The sequence below is a fragment of the Exiguobacterium sp. s149 genome (genome assembly GCF_018618395.1).
In the GTDB taxonomy this organism is placed as follows: Bacteria; Bacillota; Bacilli; order Exiguobacteriales; family Exiguobacteriaceae; genus Exiguobacterium; species Exiguobacterium chiriqhucha.
Map to the genome: position 1 here is coordinate 194,318 of NZ_JACSLZ010000005.1, position 16,902 is coordinate 211,219.

Below are 16,902 nucleotides of genomic sequence, written 5' to 3' on the forward strand. Positions count from 1 at the left end.
CCTCGTTCCTTTTTGTGTTACCAGTCAGTGACGTCACGGCGTGGTTTCGCCGGAGTCGTCGTCCCATGTCGTTTGGCGAGAAGCGTCTCGACGTCTTGTAACGATACGCCTTTGGCGGCGAGCAAGACGAGCAAGTGGTACAAGAGATCGGCCGACTCTTCGACTAAATCTTCATCGTTCAGTGCCGCGATGACGACTTCGAACGACTCTTCCCCAAACTTCTTGGCAATCTTGTCGACACCTTGGTCGAATAGATAAGACGTATAAGACCCTTCTTTCGGTGACGCCTGTCGTTCTTGAATCAACTTCTCTAATTCGTGAATCATCCTTCCACCTCCGTGAAAAAGCAGCTTCGATTTCCCGTATGACACGTCGGTCCATTGGCACGGACACGTACCAAGAGTGCGTCTTGGTCACAATCGACGTGGATGCTTTCGAGCTCGAGCGTATTTCCGCTCGACTCCCCTTTCATCCAGAGTCGCCCTTTCGAACGTGACCAGAACGTGACTGTGTTCGTCTCGAGCGTCTTTTGAATCGCCTCATCGTTCATATAGCCTAACATGAGGACGGCGTCGTCCGCTGTCGACACGATGATGGCTGGAATCAATCCGTTTGCGTCGTAACGAACCGCATCGGCAAGTTGTGCTCGTTGCATACGTTCTTCACCTCTTCCACTGTCGTTTTCCGGTCATGCAAAATCGAGGCGAGTAGCGCCGCATCGACCTTCTCGAGCGCGTCGACGACATGATTCGCGTTCCCGGCACCGCCAGAGGCGATAATCGGGATATCGACGGCGTCCCGGAGCAAATCAAGGATTCGCAAATCGTAGCCGCTCTGCTTTCCGTCCTGATTCATCGACGTGACGAGCAGTTCACCCGCCCCAAGTGCAGCCACTTGCTTTGCCCAATCGACGGCCCGCAACTCGGTCCGGTTCTTCCCACCATACGTATAGACGAAGTAATCATCGTCCTCAAACTTGACGTCGATGGCGATGACGATACATTGTGACCCGAACCGCTCGGCCGCTCGTTTAATCAAATCGGGTGATTCGACGGCGAGCGTGTTGAGCGACACTTTATCGGCCCCGGCTTTTAAGAGCGAGGAAATATCCTCCAGCGACCGAATACCGCCACCGACCGTGAGCGGAATGAACACTTTCCGGGCGACGGCACTGACGACGTCAAGCATCGTCTGGCGGCGTTCCGTACTCGCAGTGATATCTAGAAACACGAGCTCATCCGCACCGGATGCGTCATAATACTTAGCAATCTCGACCGGGTCGCCGATATCCCGGAGTGCCACGAACTCGATTCCTTTGACGACACGACCGTCTTTCACATCAAGACACGGAATAATGCGACGTTTAAGCATGGCGCGCCTCCCACTCAATCAAGTCATCGAGGCTGACTTGTCCGGAAAGTAGTGCCTTCCCGACGACCGCTTCGTCGATACCGGCCGCTTGAAGTGCTTCGACATCAGCCTCGGTCGTCACACCACCCGAAGCGATGAGCGTGACTGAAACAGCCTCACGCAGCGCCTTCATCCGCTCGAGATTCGGTCCGTTCAACTTCCCGTCCGACCCGATATCCGTATAGAGAATCGTTTTGACACCACGGTCAACGAGCCCTTTCGCGGCATCGATATCTTTTAAGTCGGTCGCTTCTTGCCAGCCGTTGACGGCGACGATGCCATCATAGGCATCGAGGGCGACGGCGACACGATCCCCGTACTTCGCGAGCGCCCGGTTCAAGAAATCCGAGTCTGTGAACGCTTTCGTCCCGAGCAAGACCCGGTCCGCACCGGTCGCCATGACCGCATCGAGCGCTTCCTCGGAACGGATGCCCCCGCCAGTCTGAACGAAGAAACCGCACGTTTTGGCAAAGCGGACGACATCGAGATGTCTCGGTTCACCGGCTTTCGCCCCTTCGAGATCAATCAAGTGAAGCATCGGGACGCGCCCTTGCCACTCCTTCAATTTCTCATACGGGTCTCCGTACTGTTCTTCTGTATTGAAATCGCCTTCTGTCAAGCGGACGATTTTTCCGTCAATCAAATCAATGGCCGGTAGTAATCTCACGTTCGACCGCCTCCTTCCATTCTTTCAATAAACTGAGTCCAAACGCGCCGCTCTTCTCCGGGTGGAACTGCATCCCCGTGACGAGCCCTTTTTGCACGATGGCTGGCACGTCTTCACCCATATAATCGGCAGAGGCGATTACATTTACCGGGTCGGTCATGACGTGATACGAGTGAACGAAATAGACGTCCTCGTCTCGTAAAATCGAGTTCCAGCCGACGTGCGGCAGACGTTTCGCACGCATCCGTTCAACGCGGCCTTCAATCAAACCGAGTCCTTCTGTCGGGATCCCTTCCGTGCTCGACTCGAATAAGAGTTGCATGCCAAGGCAAATGCCAAGGAACGGCTTCTCCTGTGCCGAGCGCTTTAACAACGGAATCAGTCCCGTCTCGTTCAGCGATTGCATCGCCTGCGGGAATGCGCCGACGCCCGGAAGCAAGATGGCGTCAGCTGCCTCGATGTCGACAGGATCGTTCGTGATGGTAACGTAACAGCCGATGGCTTGGAGCGCCCGTTCGACATTGAATACGTTGCCCATTCCATAATCGATGACCGCGACCTTCATCCTTCGATCAGTCCTTTCGTCGATGGGAGTCGATTCGATCCGTCTTGCCCGATTGCTTCAGCGAGGGCGCGACCGAACGCTTTGAACAGCCCTTCAATCATATGGTGCGAGTTCGACCCGTAGAGCACCTCAAGATGAAGCGTTAAGCGGGCGTTCATCGCCACGGCCCGGAAAAACTCTTCGGCGAGCTCGGTATCAAAGTCCCCGAGTTTCGGATTTTTGATTTCGGTCCGGTAGACGAGGAACGGACGGCCGGACACGTCGACGACGGCACGCGCGAGCGTCTCATCCATCGGCAAATAACTCGTGCCGTAGCGGCGGATACCGATTTTGTCACCGAGCGCTTGATTGATCATCTGCCCGAGGGCGATTCCGACGTCTTCGACCGTATGGTGAGCGTCGACCCACGTATCCCCTTCGACATGGACCGTCAAATCGATTTGGCTGTGGAACGCGAACAGTGTCAGCATGTGGTCAAAGAAGCCGACGCCTGTCTTAACGTCACTCTGCCCCGTCCCGTTCAAATCAAGCTTGAGCTCAATGTTCGTCTCTTTTGTCTCTCGTTTCGTCTCAGCTGTTCTCAAGTGAAGTCACCTCTTCTATCGTTTGTTGAAGCAAGCGGTATGCCTCGTCCGTACCCGCACTGACACGAAGCCCGTCTGCGAACGCGCGAACGTGCACGTCTTTTTCAAGGAATCGCGCGGCCCAGGCTTCGCTGTCCGGTGTCTCGACGTATAGGAAATTAGCACGACTTGGCAAGACGTTCCCAATCGGTGCGAGCAACGTCTCAAGCTTTTGTCGCTGCGTTTGATGGAAGTTGATCGACTCATCGATATAAGCGGAGTCGTTCAAGACGACCGTCGCCACGGCCGCACTCAGCCCACTCACATTGAACGGCGAGCGGAACCGGTCAATCTTCTCGATTAAGCGCTCGTCGGCAATCATGAAGCCGATGCGCAGATTCGCGAGTCCGAACGCTTTCGATAACGTCCGGAGAATGATGACGTTCGCGTGATCCGCTAGGCGGTCTTTGAATGAATCTTCCATCGTGAAATCGATATACGCTTCGTCGACGACCAAATACGGGACTCGACTGGCAATCGTCCCAAGATCATCGAGCGACCACATCTTTCCGGTCGGATTGTTCGGGTTCGATATGAGGACAAGTTTCGGCCGTTCCGCCTCAATCGTCTGCATGAGCGCCTCGAACGACAATCCGTCCGTATCCGGCTGTACGAAATTCCCGCGGGCGATGTGCGTATAAATCCCATACATCGAAAAGTCTGGAATCGGTGCGGCGACGACATCGTCGGCATCGAGAATGGCCTGACAAAGAATCGCGAGCAATTCATCGCTGCCACTGCCGACCATGAGTTGCTGCGGGCTCACACCGGCATACGCCGCATAGCTTTGTTTAAGCGCCGTCAACTCGTCGACCGGATAATGGCTCAAGTCGAGCGGAAGCTCTCGGATAGCCGTCTTTAAGCGCTCTGGGAAGACATATTGGCTTTCGTTTTGATTCAACGCGTGCCCTTTGACCGCATGCGGAACGTAGCGTGGAATCGTCTCATAGTTCAGTCTCATACGTCCTCCAATCGGACCGCCATCGCCCGGGCGTGGCCGTCAAGTTGTTCTTGTTGCGCGATTCGAATCGCGGCACGCGTGATGCGCTCATCGAGTTCTGTCATTTGCAGGAATGTCTGGCGTCGGTAAAAATCATCGACCGAGAGACCGCTCGAGAAACGGGCCGTCCCGCTCGTCGGCAGGACATGGTTCGGTCCAGCGATGTAATCCCCAAACGCCTCCGCCGCTTCATGACCGAGGAAGAACGACCCAGCGTGACGGATGGCTTGCATGTAATCTTCCGGGTCGGCGACGGCGAGTTGGACGTGTTCAGCCGCCATCTCGTTCGCATACCGAATCGCCTCATCCTTCGTCTTCACGAGGACACCCCCGCGCTTCATCGCCTCTATCGCAATGTCACGCCGGGGTAATTCAGCCAATTGTCGCTCTAATTCTTGTCGAATCGCTTCGGCCAATTCGTCAGTCGTGACGAGCGCAAGTGCCGTCGCTTCGACATCGTGTTCGGCTTGGGCGAGCAAATCAGCGGCGACCCATTTCGGGTTGGCCGTCTCATCGGCGATGATAAGCACCTCGGACGGTCCAGCGACCGAATCGATGCCGACGATGTGGGAGACGAGCGATTTTGCCGTCGCGACATAGGCATTCCCAGGCCCGACGATTTTATCGACCGGTTGAATCGTCTCGGTGCCGAACGCCAAGGCGGCCACGGCTTGCGCCCCGCCGACGAGATAACATTCATCCGCCCCTGCGATTTTTGCCGCAATCAATAACGACAAATCGATGCCGTCTTGTTTCGGCGGCGTCACCATGACGACTCGCTTCACGCCTGCCACTTTCGCGGGAATGATGTTCATCAACACGCTCGACGGATAGACGGCCGTCCCGCCTGGTACATACACACCGACCGAATCGAGCGCCATGAAACGACGTCCAAGCCGGAACATGCCGTCTTCGTACACGTCATCTTGACGTCGCTGGCGTTCGTGAAACGTGCGAATGCGTTCGGCGGCGAGCGTCAACGCCTCGGTCAGTTCGGCGTATGCTTCAGGCGGCGTAAAGGTCGTCAAATCGACCGTCTCAATTTTGTCGACGCCGTCAAATTTCTTCGTGAATGCGAGGAGCGCCTCGTCCCCGTTCGACTCCACGGCCTCGAGGATTGGTTTGACCACTTCAACCCAGCTTTCCCGCCGGGTCCGGTTCGTTTCAGTGCTCATTGGGCATCCTCCTTGCTCAAGCGACGAATCCACGCCTTCAATTCATCAGGATTGTTGGCAAGTGCCGCCTCACTCGTTATGAACTTGGCGTTCACCGTGAAAATCGTCTCGTATTCTTCAAGGTCGTTCGCGCGGAGCGTCGCCCCCGTCTCGACGATATCGACGATACAATCGGCGAGACCTGTGAGCGGTGCGAGTTCGACCGATCCGTTCAATGCAATCACTTCGACGTTCTGTCGTTTCGAAGCGAAATGAGAGATGGCGATATTCGGATATTTGCTCGCGACTTTCAATTTTTTCGTTCCATTCTTCCATTCTTTCGGTCCGCAGACCGCCATGCGGCAACGGCCGAACGGCAAGTCTACGACTTCAAGAACCCCCGGCGTTTTCTCTCGCAAGATGTCTCCGCCGACGACGCCGACATCAGCGGCGCCGTGAATGACATATTTGTAGACGTCATCCCCTTTAACGAAGATGAACTCATGCCCGTCGACTTCGACCGTCAGTTCACGGCCGCGCTTTTCAGGCCAAACGGTAAGTCCGACTTGTTCGAAATAGTCTCGGGCCGCTTTTTCAATGCGCCCTTTTGCGATGGCTACCTTCATAAAATCACCTCACTTAACTGTTCTAAATCAAGGGACAGGCCGAACGCTCGTCGAGATTGTCCAAAATGTCCGTATAATGAATCATAACGACCACCCGAGAGGACGCGCCGTCCGTCGATGCTTCCTGTCACCGTCAATCCTGAATAGTAATCAAAATCACCAGTCTGACCAAAGTCGTACGAGACATTCAAACCGATGGACCGTAAATGTTCGACCGCCCGTTCGACTTCATCGATTGCAGCCGTCAAGCTTGACTCCGCGACTTCACGTAACTCATCAAGTGCAGAGTCACCAATCAAGAACGGTAATTTCGCGATTAACGGGTATTGATACGTATCGGCGAGTTCTCGAAGCGATTCCAAGTTACGGAGCGCCAAATATTGGCGTAACGTCCGTTCTGGGATACCGGCTTCGTCCGCCACTGCAGCGACCAAGGCAGCCGATCCAACTTGAATCCGGAGTCCGTCTTGCGGCAGGACACGCTCGGTCATACTGAGGAACGAGGCGATCAACTTCATATCAGGAGCGTCCCCGTCAATCCATTCGAGACCGAGCTGTTGACGTTCATGCGGCTGTCCCGAATGCTTCGGGGTACGTCGGTAGACGGCACCGGCATATGCGACACGCATCGGCTCATGACCGTCCGCGAGTTTCCGTGCAATTTGTAACGTATAGTCTGGACGCATGACGAGCAACTCTCCGTCATTCCCGAACAGACGATAATAGGCCGACTCATCAAACAAGGCCAAGTCTTGATAGTGCGAATAATATTCTACGAGTGGGGGTTCGATCACGCTGTAGCCGTTCGATTCGGCTCGTTCGAGAAATGATAACATCCACTGCTTCGGACGCAGAACGTCCTCCCCTTGCAATTCGTGCCATCCTTCCGGGATGGATCCTTTTGTATTGAACCAAATCATCGATATCACCCTTTATCTTATTATCACTTTACCAAACTAAAGTAGTGTGTTAAATTTATCAAATCAAGCCGGTGCTGTCAACCGGCGAACTCGAAAGGAATGTCGCCTGATGATTGACTTTACCCGTGATGGTCACCTTCACACCCCATTTTGCCCACATGGCTCGACAGACCCGCTCCAGGCGTACGTCGAGCAGGCGTTAGCCCGTGGTATCAAGACACTCACGTTCACCGAACACGCTCCGCTCCCGGCCCGGTTTCAAGACCCGACACCAGACAAAGACTCGGCGATGGCGTTCGAGTTGCTTCCGGATTATATCGAGGCCTTGCAGTCGTTAAAACGGACGTATCCGGCACTCGACCTTCGCCTCGGTTTAGAGATCGACTACTTGCCCGGCTATGAAGCTGAGACGTTGGCGTTGCTCGAGCCCTATGCCGACGTATTAGATGAAACAATCTTGTCTCAACACTTTATACTCGTTGACGGTGAGCTCCTGCCTGTCGACTTCTCGCTCGAGACGTTTCATGTCCTCGTCGAACGTATCGGCTCGTTCGAGGCCGTGATGAAACAATATTATACGGCGCTTGCTGCCGGCCTCGCATTCCCTTGGGAGCGCCTGAAAGTGGACCGCATCGGGCATATCGATTTACCAATCAAATATCAGTCCAACTATGTATGGGACCGGTCCAACGTCCAGGCCGAACAGTCGCGCCTGCTCCAGACGATGGCTGCCCGTGGCTTCGGGATCGATTTGAATACGGCCGGACTCCGCAAACCCGAATGCGGACAGCCGTATGCCATCGATGTCGCGTCTGAGGCGGCCGGACTCGGAATCCCGTTCGTGCTCGGATCGGACGCCCATATCGCTGTTGACGTCGCCGCTGGATTTAATGACATACAAAAAAAAGCCACGTTCCTATGAACGTGGCTTTTTCACAGCGATCTAGCTATCTAGATCCCCATTTTTGGTTGTCGATAACGATATGGCGTTCCATTTCTTCATCTATTGACAATAATACCATACTAATTCGGCAATGCAACCTGAAAATGAAAAAAAGGATGACGGAGTTGTCATCCTTTGTTATTTAGACCGCCATTTCAGCGTATAAACCTTTTAATTCCTCTGTAGACGCCTCGTCCATCTGTAACGCCACGAGTTCGACGAATTGAAGGGCTGGATCCTTGTCGCCCGACATCCGAACGATCTCGGCTGCCGCATCATCGAGCGCGAGCAAGATGCCCGATACACCTAGCGTCGGATAGTAACGGAGTAGCGCGCGGACGTGCTTCATTTCTGAAATATCATTTCCATTGATCTTAAGTGCTTTGACTGCCAACTCTTTATGCGTTCCAATCGCGAACTTATCTTCCCACACCTCTTCGAGTGTGATCAACGCTTCCACATCATAGGCACCATCTGTGAAACGAACTTGTTTTTCCATGTAACATTTCCCCTCTCGTTAATCTACTTTCATTATAAGAAAGAAACCCCCGAAAAGATTGTGAAATGTTGAACATTTTGTGGAATTTTTGTCTCACCTAGTTGTGAACATAAAAAAAGGTCCCTCCGAGGAGAGACAAATAATGGAAGAGTAAAACACCATTGGCAGTACATTAATAATATAACACCGAATGTAAACGTTTACAATGTGTTTTTAAAACTTTTTTCAAGTGGCATATGTACCACGTCAATTCCGCTCTCGCGCATCAAATCGAGACCGTCGCCATGTTCATAACCAACCGCATAGACGACACGAGCGACGCGGGAGGCGATCAAAGCGAGCGAGCAGGCGTGGCACGGCGAATGGGTCACATAAGCCGTCGCCCCGAAAGCGTTCGTCGAATCGGCGGCGAGCTTTCCGATTGCGTTGATTTCAGCATGAATCTCATGTTGTTTCGACCAATTGTGATGATCGTACGGGTCAGAGCATTTGATATAAGTCACACCGTCATGAATGAACGAGACCGGCGTCTCAAGCAAGTCGACCGCATTCGCGGATACGTATTCAGCACGCTTATAAAATCCATCATCCCGCTTTAAGAAGATTTCATTGCAGTTCGTATGCCCCGGCGGCGTGCCGTTCAGGCCAATCGAAATCGGCTTCTCATCTTTGACGATGACGCAAGCGACACTTTTAGAAGCACACTTCGAATGACGTAACGCCATCATATCGGCAAACTGTAACCACGTCTCGTCCCATAGGTGTTGTTTATCCATTGTTGATCCTCCTCGAAGAAAAGGAAAGTCTGAATGCTCAGACTTTCCCCGTTCAATATCCAGTCTCTTTTGGCAACTCTTTGTTTTTCGAAGCAATCTCGATGACTTTTTCTTTCAACTCGTGCTCCATCCGATCGAGTTCACGTTCCGCCTCACGACGCTTCTGACGTCCCTCTTGTTGAATCCGGAGCGTCTCATCGAGCGTCGAAAGCAAGTTCTCGTGCGCCACTTTGAGCGACTCGACCGAGACGATGCCTTTCTCGTTCTCCGTGGCAATCTCGATTGACGAGTCTTTCAACATCTTCGAGTTCTGCTCGAGCAAAGTATTCGTCGTCTTCGTGACGTCTTGCTGCATCCGGAGCGCCGTCTTTTGCCGCGTCAAGCTAAGCGCGAGCACGACTTGGTTTTTCCAGAGTGGAATCGTATTGACGACCGCCGACTCGATTTTCTCGGCTAGAATCTGGTTGTTCTGCTGGATGACCCGGATTTGCGGGGCCATCTGTAGGCTGATCGTCCGGCTCAGTTTCAAGTCGTGCAACTTCTTCTCAAACCGGTCTGCGAGTTGAATCATGTCGTTCAACTGTTGCAGTTTGACCTGGTCTTTCGACATCTCAACTTCTTGACGAAGCGGGGCAATCTCATAGCTCCGTACGTGATCAAGCTTCGTCTCCCCAGCGGCGATATAGACGTTTAGTTCTTCGAAGTAGCGTTTGTTTTTGTCGTACATTTGATCGAGCATCGTGATATCCTTCATCAAACCGAACTTGGCTCGGTCTAGATTATGGATGACCTCTTCTAAATAGACGCTCATCTTTTCAAACTGTAACTTATAGTTCTCGGCTTTCTTTTTGGCCCGGCCAATGAGCGGCAGGTTGTCCATGAAGCTCTTCTTTTCCGGTTGCAACATGTCCGGGTCCATCTTGCGCACGTTCTGCATCAAGTCGGACAACAGCTTACCGGCGTCTCCGCCATCTTTCATCCGGACCTCAGTCAAGATTTGGTCCGAGAATTGCGATAGTTCACGTTGTACGTTCGAACCGAACAGCATGACGGAATCCGTCTTTTTAATATCAATCGACTCCGCGATGCGCGTGATGCGTTCCCGGTGCGCTTGTGGGACGTCGGCATTCACTTGAATGGCCGGCACCTCATGTTTCTCGGTCATCGCTGACCAGTCCACGGACGGGTCCGAAATCGCATCGGTTTCCGTCTTCGTTTTCGTTTGGGAAGTAAGTTCTTCTTCTGGCCATGACTGCCAGTTCGTTTCATTCGATGAAGTCATGCTTTTTTCTCCCTTCTGGTTGATCGGCCAATACTCTCTCCATCATGATCAACTCTCGTTCAAAATCGACCGCGTCATCTTCGAGGAGACGACTGCGCTGTTGTTTGAACTTGTCGACGATGAGCCGCATATTGGTCATCAACTGTTCACGTGTCTCTTCTTGAATGACGACCCGTTTTCCTTCTAGTTCTTTGAATTTCAATACGACCGATACGAGCGAGTCCAAATAGAACGTGAACAAGTCACGGACATGCTTGGCATCTTGAGGATTCTCGAACAGCTCAGCGAACAGTTCGTGTGCTTCTTTCGAGACCGCCTTCATCTCACGCCGCACCTCGATGTCTTTAATCTCAGGCAAGACGCGGTCAATCTGTTGTAACTTCTCATAGCCTTGTTCAATCGTCCGCTGTAAAAATTGAAGCTCTAAATCATCTGTCGCTTCAAATTGGCGCACCGGTGCCGCTTCTTCGAGCGGTTTCAAGATGCGTGAACCAACGAACGGTTCGTCCTCATCGAGCAACAATTTCTTTTTGGCCCGCTTGGCGACGGGCACCGGTGAGCGCTTCCGACGTTTGCTGTTCGACCACACTTCGTTCAATACGAGCGCCCCGACGATGATAAACAACCAAGAGAAATCAAAAACGCTTATGGCAAAATATAGGATTGCCCCGGTCAGGGCCCATTTCATCCATGTTTTCATCCGTTTCACCTCGTCTCATGATACTTCTATTGTACCTTACGTGACCCTTCAAAAAAAGTTTCGTCATCTTTATAAGCTTAGCATAACGTTCCCGCGCGCTCTCTCGGTCGCAAGAACGAAAAGTATTGCCGATAACTATACAAAAAACCTCCTGATTCAACGAATCAGGAGGTTGCTTCCGTTATAATCTGACCCACGTCGTCACCATAACTACGGCGACCGTCACCGGAATGACGTACCGGATCAAGAAGTGCCAGATCGGGTACAACTTCACACCGATGTCTGACGTTTGAATCTCTTCTTTCAAAATGCGTTGATCGACGATATATCCGACGAAAATCGACGTCAAGAGCGCACCGACCGGCATTAATACGTAGCTGACGATGTAATCCATCGAATCGAAGAACGTGCGACCGTCTAAGAACTGCATCTCGCTCATGACACCGAACGAGAGTGCCGATGGAATCCCGACTGCGAAGACGATGGCCGCTGACAACAGGGTGACGTAACGCTTCGATATCGTTTGTTTCTTCTCGTTCAACTTGTCCGTCACACCTGCTACGACGACTTCGAGCATCGCAATCGACGATGTGATCGAGGCGAATGTGAACAATAAGAAGAACAACACCATGAAGAATCCACCGAGCGGTACTTGGTTGAAGACGGCCGGCAAGACGACGAAGAGAAGCGCCGGTCCCTCTGCCGGGTCAAGACCCGAAGCGAATACGGCCGGGAAAATCGCGAGGCCTGCCAATAGCGAAACGGCGATATTCAAGAGAACGATCATGTTCGCTGAACGATTAAGCGTACCTTTCGTCTGAATGTACGAGGCGTACGTCAACATGGCCGCGACACCGAGCGATAGCGAGAAGAACGCTTGACCGAGGGCGAACAAAACCGATTCACCGGTCAAGGCCGAGAAGTCAGGCTGCAAGAAGAAGCGAACCCCTTCCATCGCACCGTCGAGCGTCAACGAACGGATGACGAGCACGATGAAACTGACGAACAAGAGCGGCATTAAAATCTTACTCATGCGCTCGATGCCAGCCTCGACACCTTTCAAGACGATTAAAAGCGTAATTAATAAGAACAAGAACTGACCGAACACGGCGATGCCTGGAGATGAGACGACATCTCCGAAAACGACACCGAACTCGTCGGGAGAACGCCCGTTCAATGTCCCGCTCAATCCGAGCCCGACATAGATTAAAACCCAACCGCCGATGACACTGTAGAATGAGAGCAATAAGAAACATGCGATGACGCCGAGGTAGCCGACGAGTGTCCAACGCCCGTGGCCTAATTTTTTGAAAGCGAGCAGTGCCGTCTTTTGTGTCGAGCGTCCGACGATGAATTCACCAATCAATAGCGGTAACCCGAGTAAGAGCGTGAACGCTAAAAACATGAGCAAAAAGGCGCCGCCTCCACTTGTGCCGGTGACATACGGAAATTTCCAGATTGCACCGAGACCAATCGCAGACCCTGCGGCCGCTAAGATGAATCCAATTTTTGAGGCGAACGAATTTTGCGCCATTACCATCCCTACTTCCTGTTTTCATATCTTTTTTCATAATAATAGTGAAATACTAACACGGTTCAGAAATGAGAACAACTAAAAACAGAGAAAAGTCTGAATTCTTTTCTCTGTCAGCAATTTTTATAGATTTTTAGTGTGACGGGACAAGAAATGACAACTCGCCCGGCAAGACATCGATATCCAACCGTTCAGCCTCGAAGTGCTCCCCATCGACGTCGATGATTTGAGATTCACTCAAATGGACGGTCAGTTGAGACATCTGTAGATGCACCCATTCCGGAGACGACTGTTCGAGCCCGAGCTGTTGGGTCAACAATTGACGAATCATCGGGAAGCCGATGGCGGAACTATGGACGACCTCGACGAGTCCGTCCGTGAACGATTGGGTCGGGAGCTTTGTCGGTACTGTCCCGAGATAAGCCCCGTTCCCTACATATAAGAAGCTGACTAGTCCATCGTGGACGACTTCCCCTCCGTGTTCGATGCGAACGTCGAACGGATCGAGTTCACGAAACTGCCGGATTGTCGCTAAAAAGTAACCGATTGACCCGAGTGATTCTTTTTGGAGCGGATCGATTTGTCTCGACGCGTCCGCGATCAGTCCGACCCCGATGAAGTTGAGCCCGTACCGTTCGTTGACTCGCATCACATCGACCTTTTGCGCGTAACTCATCTTGAACAAACGGGCCGCCTCGATCGGTTCGACCGGTAGAGCGAGGGCACGGGCGAAATCATTACACGTGCCGGCCGGAATCAGACCGATTGTCGGCCGTTCATCCCGCGGAAGCTTCATCAAGCCATTGACGACCTCGTGAAGCGTCCCGTCCCCGCCGATGACAATCAAGTGCTCGTAACCCCCGCTCTCTTCGGCGAAACGACCGGCGTCTCCTTGCGCGAGCGTCTTCCGAATCAAAATCTCATCGTATAACGATTCAATCGTCCCGACTACCTCACCGAGCATCGTCTCGTTCCCGCCAGACGTGGGATTGGAGATAATCAATGCTCTCATAATAAGCCCGCCTGCTCCAAGAAATCTTTCGCGACGTCATACGCCCGTTCATTCCCGTACGCGACGCGACGGTTCAATTCAGACATCTCTTCGTCAGTAATTTTACCACCCAATTGGTTGAGGGCATCCTCGATTTCCGGATGTTCATCGAGCGTCTCTTGTTTCACCAACGGAGCTCCTTGATAAGGTGGGAAGAACTGTTGATCGTCCTCGAGGACAAGCAATTCGTTCTCGGCGATATCCGGGTCGGTCGCATACGCATCGACGAGGTTGACGTCTCCACGTGCGATAGCACGATAGCGCAACTTTTGTTCCATCGAGACGACCGACGGGAAATCGAGTCCATACGCTTGTTGCAGTCCCGGGTATCCGTCTTCACGGTCCGTGAACTCGAGCGTGAATCCGGCTTTAATATCCGATTGAACGTTTCGTAAATCCGAGATGGTCGTGATGTCTTCTTGCTCGGCATAGTCGCGTGGGATCGCGATGGCGTACGTGTTGTTGAACTGCATCGGTTCAAGCAACGCATAGCCGTCATCGGCGAGCGCGTCCCGAGCCTGTTCATACACTTCACGGGCATCGTTCGAGTTCGGTGTCTCTTTCACGAGACTCGCGAGCACCGTTCCTGTGAATTCTGGATAGATGTCGACATCACCAGATTGTAACGCGCCCCAGACGAACGTCGTCTCTCCGAAGTTCGGACGGACGGATACAGACAAGTCAGTCTGATCTTCAATCAACAGCTTATACATGTTCATTAAAATCTCAGGCTCTGGCCCGAGTTTCCCCGCGATGACAAGGTCGGTCTGTTGCGTCCGACCGAAGGCGAGCGGGGCCGCGACGATGAGTGCCAACACGGTCGAGACGGCAATCAATTTCGTCTTGTTCCGGGTTGCCGTCGCCCCTTCCATTTGGCGAAGCAAGAAATCAAACAACAAGGCAAGGATGGCGGCCGGGATTGCCCCGAGCAGAATTAAGTAATTGTCGTTTCGGTTGATCCCGAGAAGGATTAACGTCCCGAGCCCACCAGCGCCGACAAGGGCGGCGAGCGTCGCCGTTCCGACAATCAGCACCATCGCCGTTCGAATCCCGGCCATGATGACCGGTAGCGCGAGCGGGAGTTCGACTTTCATCAAACTTTGGTTCGGTTTCATCCCACAAGCCCGGGCCGCTTCGATGAGAGATTTATCGACCTCGTTCAGCCCGGTGAATGTATTTCGTAAAATCGGGAGCAAGGCATATAGCACGAGGGCAATCGTCGCCGGTAAGGCACCAATCCCGACGAGCGGAATCATAAGACCGAGTAACGCCAAAGAAGGAATCGTTTGAATGATGGCGGTAACGCCTATTGCGGTCTCGGCCACTTTCTTGCGACGCGTCAACCAAATCCCGAGCGGAACGGCGATTAAGACGGCTATAAAGAGTGATACGACGGAGAGCTGCAAGTGCTCAATCAGCGCCTCGACGAGTTCGCCACGCCGGTTTTGAAATGTCTCAAGCATCTACCTCACCTCTTCCACGTTGGGTAAAGTCGAGGACGAACGGATCCGTACTCGCTCTGATTTCATCTGGAGTACCGATGACGACCAATTCGCCATCACGCATCAAGGCGATGCGATCCCCTAGTTTCATCGCTTCTTGCATATCATGGGTCACGAACAGAATCGTCTTCCCGAGCTCATCGTTCAAGCGTTTAATATCATCTTGAAGCTGACCTCGGCTAATCGGATCGAGCGCCGAGAACGGTTCATCCATCAAGATGACTTCTGGGTCGGCTGCAAGCGCCCGCAATACGCCGACGCGTTGTTGCTGTCCACCGGATAGTTCCGTTGGCTTTTTCACTCGCAAGACCGGATCCAGCCCTGCAATGTTCATGAGTTCGGTCACGCGGTCCTTCGTCTTCTGTTTCGGCCATTTCAATAATTCGGGAACGACAGAAATATTTTCCTCAACCGTTAAATGAGGGAATAAGGCAATTTGTTGGAGCACATAACCGATGTTGCGTCGCAACTCGTATATATCGAATTGATAAATCTCTTTCCCGTCGATGAGGATTTTTCCATCTGTATGGTCAATCAGTCGATTCACCATCTTCATCGTCGTCGTCTTCCCGCACCCCGATGGCCCGATTAAGACAAAAATCTCCCCTTTACGGACTGTCAAATCCAAGTCTTTGACGGCTAGCGTCCCGTCTTCGTAGCGCTTGGACACATTTTGAAATTCTATCAACTCTACCCCTCCTCGGCTCGTAACTTTTTCATGAAAGTCAAATATTAGTTTGCCCGTTTCCAACGTTTGTTAAACAATCGGACGTGCTATCTGGTGCGTATGACCACTGCCGATAAGTAAAATCATGAAACAAGGCACAAAAAAAGGTCCTCCTGAAGGAGAACCTGCTGTTATGGAAGTGTAATCGTGATGTGGCGACGACCCCAGTTGATGGCCTCGTCTTTCGTATCGACGAGCAAGTCGACGATATTTCCTTTGATGCGTCCACCCGTATCCAAGGCGATCGCTTGACCGACACCTTCGATTTGAACAATCGTTCCAAGTGGAATGACAGCTGGATCGACGGCGATGATACGCATGCCGTTATAGAAAATCGAATCCGTGACATCATGACCGGTTGCCGTCAAGACGCGGCCCCCGTATGAGCCGTTATCGGCTGCATCGTTCGTGTACGCCGTCGACTCGGCTTGAATGGAGCGTCCTGTCGTCGAGACTGGAGTTGCAGTCGTTGTCGACACCGTCGATTGCTTTTTCGAAGTTGCGGCTTGACGTTTCGCTTCTTCTTGTCGTGCCTGCTCGGTAGCGACACGTTTTTCTTCGGCCAAACGTTCTGCTTTTGCTTCACGCTCTGCCTGCTCTCGCTCGGCTTTCTCTTCGTCGGCACGTTTTTCTTCCGCAATCCGTTTCGCTTCAGCCACACGTTTTTCTTCCGCGATCCGTTTCTGTTCGGCTAGTCGTTTTTCTCGTGCAATCTTTTGTTGGCGTTCTTGCTCGATCGCTTTTCGTTCCAATTCAAGTGGGTTTTGGACAATTTTTTGTTCCGTCCCAATCCCGATTTGGGCGGCATCCGCCGTCGCGGCAAACGCGAACGTTCCCACCGCCATAAGTAGGACAGTCATCATATATTTTAAGGAATGCATAATCAATAGGTCAGCACCTTTCTCGTCATCTAACGAACAGGA

19 protein-coding genes and 1 pseudogene are annotated in these 16,902 nt (G+C 52.4%); 1 reads left to right on the plus strand and 19 read right to left on the minus strand.

Going from position 1 to position 16,902, the window contains the following annotated elements; all coding sequences use genetic code 11:
• Positions 1 to 17 precede the first annotated feature (17 nt).
• From hisE to KNP81_RS09245, 10 genes are read right to left on the minus strand one after another with little or no spacing between them, the layout of a single operon-like run.
• On the minus strand, positions 18 to 326 hold the full coding sequence (gene hisE, locus KNP81_RS09200) for a phosphoribosyl-ATP diphosphatase (protein WP_214719725.1): 309 nt from the start codon (positions 324 to 326) through the stop codon (positions 18 to 20).
• Positions 323 to 655 (minus strand): phosphoribosyl-AMP cyclohydrolase, encoded by a 333-nt coding sequence (gene hisI, locus KNP81_RS09205; RefSeq protein ID WP_214719726.1) that lies wholly within the window; start codon positions 653 to 655, stop codon positions 323 to 325. Before hisI ends, hisE begins: the two co-directional genes overlap by 4 nt.
• A complete protein-coding gene (gene hisF, locus KNP81_RS09210) occupies positions 604 to 1,371 on the minus strand; it encodes an imidazole glycerol phosphate synthase subunit HisF (protein WP_214719727.1) in 768 nt (255 codons plus the stop codon). The genes hisI and hisF overlap by 52 nt, the downstream gene beginning before the upstream one ends.
• Positions 1,364 to 2,077 (minus strand): 1-(5-phosphoribosyl)-5-[(5-phosphoribosylamino)methylideneamino]imidazole-4-carboxamide isomerase, encoded by a 714-nt coding sequence (gene hisA, locus KNP81_RS09215; RefSeq protein WP_214719728.1) that lies wholly within the window; start codon positions 2,075 to 2,077, stop codon positions 1,364 to 1,366. Before hisA ends, hisF begins: the two co-directional genes overlap by 8 nt.
• Positions 2,055 to 2,642: an imidazole glycerol phosphate synthase subunit HisH gene (gene hisH, locus KNP81_RS09220; RefSeq protein ID WP_214719729.1), complete on the minus strand. Its 588-nt coding sequence runs from the start codon at positions 2,640 to 2,642 to the stop codon at positions 2,055 to 2,057. The genes hisA and hisH overlap by 23 nt, the downstream gene beginning before the upstream one ends.
• Positions 2,639 to 3,226 (minus strand): imidazoleglycerol-phosphate dehydratase HisB, encoded by a 588-nt coding sequence (hisB, locus tag KNP81_RS09225; RefSeq protein ID WP_214719730.1) that lies wholly within the window; start codon positions 3,224 to 3,226, stop codon positions 2,639 to 2,641. Before hisB ends, hisH begins: the two co-directional genes overlap by 4 nt.
• Complete coding sequence (locus KNP81_RS09230) at positions 3,213 to 4,226, minus strand: pyridoxal phosphate-dependent aminotransferase (protein ID WP_214719731.1); 1,014 nt, start codon at positions 4,224 to 4,226, stop codon at positions 3,213 to 3,215. Before KNP81_RS09230 ends, hisB begins: the two co-directional genes overlap by 14 nt.
• On the minus strand, positions 4,223 to 5,440 hold the full coding sequence (gene hisD / locus KNP81_RS09235) for a histidinol dehydrogenase (RefSeq protein WP_214719732.1): 1,218 nt from the start codon (positions 5,438 to 5,440) through the stop codon (positions 4,223 to 4,225). The genes KNP81_RS09230 and hisD overlap by 4 nt, the downstream gene beginning before the upstream one ends.
• The gene (gene hisG / locus KNP81_RS09240; protein ID WP_214719733.1) at positions 5,437 to 6,045 is read right to left on the minus strand and encodes an ATP phosphoribosyltransferase; all 609 of its coding nucleotides are present in this window, start codon (positions 6,043 to 6,045) and stop codon (positions 5,437 to 5,439) included. Before hisG ends, hisD begins: the two co-directional genes overlap by 4 nt.
• Positions 6,042 to 6,965 carry an ATP phosphoribosyltransferase regulatory subunit gene (locus tag KNP81_RS09245; RefSeq protein ID WP_214719734.1) on the minus strand — a complete coding sequence of 308 codons (924 nt, stop codon included), beginning with the start codon at positions 6,963 to 6,965 and terminating at the stop codon, positions 6,042 to 6,044. Before KNP81_RS09245 ends, hisG begins: the two co-directional genes overlap by 4 nt.
• A gap of 109 nt (positions 6,966 to 7,074) precedes the next feature.
• Between KNP81_RS09245 and hisJ the strand changes: the two genes are divergently transcribed.
• A complete protein-coding gene (gene hisJ, locus KNP81_RS09250) occupies positions 7,075 to 7,887 on the plus strand; it encodes a histidinol-phosphatase HisJ (protein WP_214719735.1) in 813 nt (270 codons plus the stop codon).
• Between the two features lie 163 nt (positions 7,888 to 8,050).
• On the opposite strand, the gene KNP81_RS09255 is transcribed toward hisJ, so the two are convergent.
• From KNP81_RS09255 to KNP81_RS09295, 9 genes and pseudogenes are all read right to left on the minus strand, one after another.
• Positions 8,051 to 8,407 (minus strand): hypothetical protein, encoded by a 357-nt coding sequence (locus KNP81_RS09255; protein ID WP_029595627.1) that lies wholly within the window; start codon positions 8,405 to 8,407, stop codon positions 8,051 to 8,053.
• A gap of 200 nt (positions 8,408 to 8,607) precedes the next feature.
• Positions 8,608 to 9,183, minus strand: a complete 576-nt coding sequence (locus tag KNP81_RS09260; RefSeq protein ID WP_214719736.1) for a deoxycytidylate deaminase — start codon at positions 9,181 to 9,183, stop codon at positions 8,608 to 8,610.
• 52 nt (positions 9,184 to 9,235) lie between these two features.
• A complete protein-coding gene (locus tag KNP81_RS09265; RefSeq protein ID WP_021067252.1) occupies positions 9,236 to 10,465 on the minus strand; it encodes a toxic anion resistance protein in 1,230 nt (409 codons plus the stop codon).
• The gene (locus KNP81_RS09270) at positions 10,449 to 11,165 is read right to left on the minus strand and encodes a 5-bromo-4-chloroindolyl phosphate hydrolysis family protein (protein WP_214719737.1); all 717 of its coding nucleotides are present in this window, start codon (positions 11,163 to 11,165) and stop codon (positions 10,449 to 10,451) included. Before KNP81_RS09270 ends, KNP81_RS09265 begins: the two co-directional genes overlap by 17 nt.
• 181 nt (positions 11,166 to 11,346) lie before the next feature.
• On the minus strand, positions 11,347 to 12,699 hold the full coding sequence (locus KNP81_RS09275; RefSeq protein ID WP_214719738.1) for a sodium-dependent transporter: 1,353 nt from the start codon (positions 12,697 to 12,699) through the stop codon (positions 11,347 to 11,349).
• Positions 12,700 to 12,832: 133 nt separating this feature from the next.
• The gene (locus KNP81_RS09280) at positions 12,833 to 13,711 is read right to left on the minus strand and encodes a diacylglycerol/lipid kinase family protein (RefSeq protein ID WP_214719739.1); all 879 of its coding nucleotides are present in this window, start codon (positions 13,709 to 13,711) and stop codon (positions 12,833 to 12,835) included.
• Positions 13,708 to 15,213, minus strand: a complete 1,506-nt coding sequence (locus KNP81_RS09285) for an ABC transporter permease/substrate-binding protein (RefSeq protein WP_214719740.1) — start codon at positions 15,211 to 15,213, stop codon at positions 13,708 to 13,710. The genes KNP81_RS09280 and KNP81_RS09285 overlap by 4 nt, the downstream gene beginning before the upstream one ends.
• A 10-nt stretch (positions 15,214 to 15,223) precedes the next feature.
• Positions 15,224 to 15,940, minus strand: a pseudogene (locus KNP81_RS09290) (ABC transporter ATP-binding protein); the annotation flags it as partial.
• Between the two features lie 170 nt (positions 15,941 to 16,110).
• Positions 16,111 to 16,824 (minus strand): 3D domain-containing protein, encoded by a 714-nt coding sequence (locus KNP81_RS09295; RefSeq protein ID WP_251130322.1) that lies wholly within the window; start codon positions 16,822 to 16,824, stop codon positions 16,111 to 16,113.
• Between the last annotated feature and the right edge of the window lie 78 nt (positions 16,825 to 16,902).

Excerpts from the sequence above, each read along its gene's own strand:
- hisE (WP_214719725.1), bottom strand. The coding sequence starts at position 326 with ATGATTCACGAATTAGAGAAGTTGATTCAAGAACGACAGGCGTCACCG.
- hisI (WP_214719726.1), bottom strand. The coding sequence starts at position 655 with ATGCAACGAGCACAACTTGCCGATGCGGTTCGTTACGACGCAAACGGA.
- hisF (WP_214719727.1), bottom strand. The coding sequence starts at position 1,371 with ATGCTTAAACGTCGCATTATTCCGTGTCTTGATGTGAAAGACGGTCGT.
- hisH (WP_214719729.1), bottom strand. The coding sequence starts at position 2,642 with ATGAAGGTCGCGGTCATCGATTATGGAATGGGCAACGTATTCAATGTC.
- KNP81_RS09230 (WP_214719731.1), bottom strand. The coding sequence starts at position 4,226 with ATGAGACTGAACTATGAGACGATTCCACGCTACGTTCCGCATGCGGTC.
- hisD (WP_214719732.1), bottom strand. The coding sequence starts at position 5,440 with ATGAGCACTGAAACGAACCGGACCCGGCGGGAAAGCTGGGTTGAAGTG.
- hisG (WP_214719733.1), bottom strand. The coding sequence starts at position 6,045 with ATGAAGGTAGCCATCGCAAAAGGGCGCATTGAAAAAGCGGCCCGAGAC.
- KNP81_RS09245 (WP_214719734.1), bottom strand. The coding sequence starts at position 6,965 with ATGATTTGGTTCAATACAAAAGGATCCATCCCGGAAGGATGGCACGAA.
- hisJ (WP_214719735.1), top strand. The coding sequence starts at position 7,075 with ATGATTGACTTTACCCGTGATGGTCACCTTCACACCCCATTTTGCCCA.
- KNP81_RS09255 (WP_029595627.1), bottom strand. The coding sequence starts at position 8,407 with ATGGAAAAACAAGTTCGTTTCACAGATGGTGCCTATGATGTGGAAGCG.
- KNP81_RS09260 (WP_214719736.1), bottom strand. The coding sequence starts at position 9,183 with ATGGATAAACAACACCTATGGGACGAGACGTGGTTACAGTTTGCCGAT.
- KNP81_RS09265 (WP_021067252.1), bottom strand. The coding sequence starts at position 10,465 with ATGACTTCATCGAATGAAACGAACTGGCAGTCATGGCCAGAAGAAGAA.
- KNP81_RS09270 (WP_214719737.1), bottom strand. The coding sequence starts at position 11,165 with ATGAAAACATGGATGAAATGGGCCCTGACCGGGGCAATCCTATATTTT.
- KNP81_RS09275 (WP_214719738.1), bottom strand. The coding sequence starts at position 12,699 with ATGGCGCAAAATTCGTTCGCCTCAAAAATTGGATTCATCTTAGCGGCC.
- KNP81_RS09280 (WP_214719739.1), bottom strand. The coding sequence starts at position 13,711 with ATGAGAGCATTGATTATCTCCAATCCCACGTCTGGCGGGAACGAGACG.
- KNP81_RS09285 (WP_214719740.1), bottom strand. The coding sequence starts at position 15,213 with ATGCTTGAGACATTTCAAAACCGGCGTGGCGAACTCGTCGAGGCGCTG.
- KNP81_RS09295 (WP_251130322.1), bottom strand. The coding sequence starts at position 16,824 with ATGGCGGTGGGAACGTTCGCGTTTGCCGCGACGGCGGATGCCGCCCAA.